General features: G+C 57.7%; 4 protein-coding genes and 3 tRNA genes (1 of these 7 only partly in view). 3 read left to right on the forward strand and 4 right to left on the reverse strand.

What is annotated here, in order from left to right; translation table 11 throughout:
• Positions 1-249: 249 nt before the first annotated feature.
• Positions 250-2,262, forward strand: a complete 2,013-nt coding sequence (locus ACTH3D_RS07230; protein ID WP_441666393.1) for an FAD-dependent oxidoreductase — start codon at positions 250-252, stop codon at positions 2,260-2,262.
• 74 nt (positions 2,263-2,336) lie between these two features.
• On the opposite strand, the gene ACTH3D_RS07235 is transcribed toward ACTH3D_RS07230, so the two are convergent.
• A complete protein-coding gene (locus ACTH3D_RS07235) occupies positions 2,337-2,651 on the reverse strand; it encodes a high-potential iron-sulfur protein (RefSeq protein ID WP_441666394.1) in 315 nt (104 codons plus the stop codon).
• A gap of 317 nt (positions 2,652-2,968) precedes the next feature.
• On the opposite strand from ACTH3D_RS07235, the gene ACTH3D_RS07240 reads away from it, so the two are divergent.
• Together ACTH3D_RS07240 and ACTH3D_RS07245 are read left to right on the forward strand one after the other, a co-directional pair.
• Positions 2,969-3,244 (forward strand): Lrp/AsnC family transcriptional regulator, encoded by a 276-nt coding sequence (locus tag ACTH3D_RS07240; protein ID WP_441666395.1) that lies wholly within the window; start codon positions 2,969-2,971, stop codon positions 3,242-3,244.
• Positions 3,245-3,375: 131 nt separating this feature from the next.
• Complete coding sequence (locus tag ACTH3D_RS07245; RefSeq protein ID WP_441666396.1) at positions 3,376-4,263, forward strand: DNA/RNA non-specific endonuclease; 888 nt, start codon at positions 3,376-3,378, stop codon at positions 4,261-4,263.
• Between the two features lie 103 nt (positions 4,264-4,366).
• Here the strand turns inward: ACTH3D_RS07245 and ACTH3D_RS07250 are convergent.
• The 3 genes from ACTH3D_RS07250 to ACTH3D_RS07260 form a co-directional block, all read right to left on the reverse strand.
• A tRNA-Leu gene (locus ACTH3D_RS07250) sits at positions 4,367-4,453 on the reverse strand.
• 55 nt (positions 4,454-4,508) lie between these two features.
• Positions 4,509-4,595: transfer RNA gene (locus ACTH3D_RS07255), tRNA-Leu, on the reverse strand.
• A 116-nt stretch (positions 4,596-4,711) separates the two neighbouring features.
• Positions 4,712-4,761: transfer RNA gene (locus ACTH3D_RS07260), tRNA-OTHER, on the reverse strand (it continues 43 nt past the right edge of the window).

Genomic DNA, 4,761 nt, shown 5'->3' on the forward strand with positions numbered 1-4,761 from the left:
TTGGTTAGAATGCCGGCCTGTCACGCCGGAGGTCGCGGGTTCGAGTCCCGTCCGGTCCGCCATTTGTCTGTATCGAATTCAAGGCCCTGCATCCATGATGCAGGGCCTTTTTCGTTGGTGGAATGCCGGAGTGCGTCAACCAGGTGCGGAAATGGATGAGTTGCACTCTGCGAGCGACAGTCATACAGTTGTTTGAATTTACCGAAGCCCCAGTCGCAACTCTAGTCGCAACAACAGAGGTACAACAATATGACGACCTACCCCCACCTGTTTCGCCCTTTAACGCTTGGCCATCTTGAGCTGCCTAACCGTGTGTTGATGGGTTCCATGCACACCAATCTGGAGGAGGCGCGTCATGGCTTTGAGCGGTTGGCGGCCTTTTATGCCGAGCGCGCTAGGGCGGGGGTGGCGATGATTGTGACTGGCGGTATTGCGCCCAATGCTGAGGGCGCCGTTTTTCACGGAGCGGCAAGTCTTGAGCGGCCTGAGCAGGTTGCGGATCACCGCAAGGTCACCGAGGCTGTGCATGCTGAAGGTGGCCATATCTGCATGCAGATTCTTCACGCTGGTCGCTACGCCTATTCACCGGCGCTGGTGGCGCCCTCGGCCATTCAGGCGCCGATCAACCCGATGGCGCCGCGCGCGCTGGAATCTGCCGAAGTTGAGCAGCAGGTCGAAGACTATGTGCGCTGCGCCCGGTTGGCCAAAGAGGCCGGCTATGACGGCGTTGAAGTCATGGGCTCGGAAGGCTATCTGATCAACCAGTTCATCTGTCTGCGTACCAACCAGCGCGACGATCAATGGGGCGGCAGCTTCGAGAACCGCATTCGCTTTCCGGTAGAGATCGTCAAGCGCATTCGCGCTGCGCTGCCCGATAACTTCCTGATCATCTTCCGGCTGTCGATGATCGACCTGGTGGAAGAGGGCAGCACCTTTGATGAAGTGGTGACACTTGGCAGGGCGATTGAGGCAGCGGGAGCTGACGTCATCAATACCGGAATCGGCTGGCATGAGGCGAGGGTGCCAACCATCGTGACCAGCGTGCCGCGGGCAGCATTCAGTGAAGTGACGCGGCGTATGAAGGCCGAGGTCAAGGTGCCGCTGGTGACCACCAACCGTATCAACATGCCTGAGACCGCTGAGCAGCTGCTGGTTGATGGCTATGCTGACATGGTGTCCATGGCGCGGCCGTTTCTAGCAGACCCGGAATGGGTGCTCAAGGCCGCTGAGGGGCGTGATCAGGAGATCAATACCTGTATTGCCTGTAATCAGGCCTGTCTGGATCATACCTTTCAGGGCAAGCTGACCTCGTGTCTGGTCAACCCCAGGGCTTGCCATGAAACCCAGCTACTGATTGAGCCTGCCGACACGGTGCGTCGTATCGCCGTGGTTGGCGGTGGGCCGGCGGGGCTTGCTACGGCTGTAACGGCGGCTCAGCGCGGGCATGAGGTCACGCTGTTTGAGCGTCAGGCGCAGCTCGGCGGCCAGTTCAACTATGCGCGGCGCATTCCGGGCAAAGAGGAGTTCAATGAAACCGTGCGTTACTTCCAGGTCATGCTGGATAAGCATGGCGTTGACGTGCGCCTGAATGTCGAGCCATCGGTGGCGGAGCTTTCCCGTTTCGATGAAGTGGTCATGTCATCGGGTGTTCGGTCTCGCCAGCTTGAATTGCCAGGCAGCGACCATGCAAAGGTTATGTCCTATCCGGAAGCCATCATGTATCCACAGCGGGTGGGCAAGCGGGTGGCGATTATCGGAGCTGGCGGAATTGGTTTTGACGTGGCTGAAATGCTTACCCACGAAGGACAGCCGGCGCTGGATATTGAAGACTGGTGCGACGAGTGGGGCGTTGATCTGAGTGTGTCAACGCCCGGTGGCCTGAAGTCACCACGGCGCCCTGAGGTGCCTCGTCAGGTCAGCGTGCTGCAGCGCAAAGACAGCAAGCCCGGCAAGGGGCTGGGCAAAACCACTGGCTGGGTGCATCGGGCGTCACTCAGGCATCGCGGCGTAGAAATGCTACCAGGCTGTGAGTATGTGGCTATCGACGACGCGGGTCTGCATATTCGTGTCGATGACGAGTCGCGTGTGCTGGCGGTGGATACCGTGGTGGTGTGTGCCGGGCAGGAATCGGTGCGCGATGGCTTGGAGGCGCTGGAGGGAGCTGGTGTTTCGGTGCACGTCATTGGCGGTGCTGACAAGGCGGCTGAGCTTGATGCCAAGCGGGCGATTGATCAGGGGATGCGCCTGGCGGCGACGTTATAGCGCCTGAAGTGCCCTTGGAAAAAAAACCCGCGATCAGTCGTCGCGGGCTATGTGCTAGGGCACTGGCAAGTCCGTCAGGCTTTGGCGGTCCAGGACTGGCACCAGCCTGCCGGCTCCACGCTGTTCTGTGGGAACAGCTGGCAACCCTGGTTGTCAGGGGTGTAAAACATGCAGTTTTCGCAATTCTCGCCTTCTTCAAATGCCGGATGGTCGGCGGCTTCACTGGCATCCTTGACATAGTTCAAGGCCTTGGCCTGTGCGGCTTCAGGATCCAGCTCCGGCATCTCCTGGGCAAACGCGCTGCGCGACAGTACGCCGGCACCCAGCGGCAGGGCAGCAAGGCCCAGTAGGCTGTTACGCATGAAAGTACGACGGCTATTATCAGTCATGGTCTCTCCTTCCTGTTGCTTTTGTCACTGCTTGCATCACGGGTTTCAGCTATAGCTGTAGCCGGTTGTCCGGCTTTTATAGGTTGCCAGTATTGATTGCTTGGCATTGTTTCAGACCCTTTATACCACCTCAGGGTTCCCATTGCTTGTCAGCCTGTCTGGTCGCTGGTCGTGTGGCTGGTATACTCAGCTTGTTGCGGGTAGCACCGCAGACGGCTTGCCTGCGCTGAACTCGTGTAATGAGGGATGGCCCTGAAAAACAGCGCTCTGAAAAAATATAGCCCCGAATCAGTCAACGATCTACCGGAGGTAGTCCAATGCAAAATGCCGTGATCCTGATCAATACCGAAAAAGGGCAGGTCAAATCCGTGGCCGAGCGCCTGGCCGAAGTGGAGGGTATTTCCGAGGTGTTTTCCACCTGTGGTCGCTACGATCTGGTGGCCATTGCACGCACGCGAGATTTTGAAAGTCTTGCCGAGCTGGTAACCGGGCGACTCAATGACGTGGAAGGTATCCGTGATACCGAAACGCTCAATGCCATGCAGGTGCACTCTCGCCATGACCTGGAAACCATGTTTTCGCTTGGTTGGTAAGTGCTGTTCGTTTGATAGGTTAAGTGCCGTTCGTTTGATAGGTTAAGTGCCGTTCGTTTGGCTGGAAAGTGCCGACCTGGTTGGCGCCTGCCGGGGGTGCTGCGCGCTTTGTGTGACAGGGAGGTCGTGGGATGGATTGGTGGTGGGGGCGTGGAAGGTCGCGTCGCAGGGTGGGTGGCCGCCTGCGTAAGCAGCTGCGGCGTCGCGGCGCAATTGTGTTGGTGTTTGTTGTGGTCGGCGGTGGACTGTGGACCTATGGTGAGCGTGGCATCTATGACCGCATGAGCTGGATGGGTGTGCCTGCAAGAGGTAATTCCTGGCTGGCGTTGCACCGAGTGATGCGAAACGATGGTTACCTGGTGGGCTGGTCAGACGTCAGGATATCACCGCTGTGGGTCAGCTATGAGCTGACGCCGGTGCGCTATGCAGATATTCCCCCGCGTCCCCCGTTCAAGCAAGACTGGCGAACGCTGTGGCCAGTGGCCACGTCAAGCTATCGTCACAGCGGCTACGATCGCGGGCATCTGGCACCCAACTATGCCATTGCAGCGGTACACGGACCTGCTGCCCAGCAGGGCACTTTCCTGATGAGCAACATGACGCCCCAGAAGCCCGATCTAAATCGTCGGCTGTGGCAGCGTCTTGAAGAGGCGGTGATGGATCATTTCGTGCCCCGTTTTGGGCGACTGCAAGTGATCACTGGCCCTATCTATCAAGACGATATTATCGTTGGTGCACTGAATCGGGTTGGCTGGACAGAAGTGCCCACCAGTTTCTACAAGATACTGGTGGTGCCCGGTGAATCGCCTCGGGCGCTGGCGTTCGTGATGCCGCAGGATGTCGCTGGTGATGAGCCGCTGAGCGACTATCTGGTAAGCATTGATGACATCGAAGCGTTGACCGGGCTGAATTTCATGCCTCAGCTTGATCCGGCTATGGAGGCGGCGCTGGAAGCCGGTGTGAATATCAGCGGCTGGGGGGTGGAGGAGGTGTCGAGCCTGCCGGGCAGGTTTGACTGATTCCGCTTGATTGATTCTGGAGTCGGTATTTACCGAGCACAAGTTGCAGGCAGAAAAAAACCGCAACGAGTGCGGTCTGGCTCTTTCATGCATGACGCAATAATGGTGCCCAGGAGAGGACTTGAACCTCCACATCCGTAAGGACACTAGCACCTGAAGCTAGCGCGTCTACCAATTCCGCCACCTGGGCGCGTCTGCATGTTCGTCGTGTTCTGTTTATGGCTGTCATTATCGCAAGAGGATAATGGTGCCCAGGAGAGGACTTGAACCTCCACATCCTTACGGATACTAGCACCTGAAGCTAGCGCGTCTACCAATTCCGCCACCTGGGCGAAACACGAACGATTCGAGCTGACAAAGAGCAATGTTACTAAAGACCAGTGTTACGGGTCTTGCTTGAGCGATGCGTTTTTCAGAAATATGTTCCGAAGAAAAGACATCGAACAAATGGTGCCCAGAAGAGGACTTGAACCTCCACGTCCATACGGACACTAGCAC

The organism is Halomonas sp., assembly GCF_052095765.1.
Classification (GTDB): Bacteria; Pseudomonadota; Gammaproteobacteria; order Pseudomonadales; family Halomonadaceae; genus Halomonas.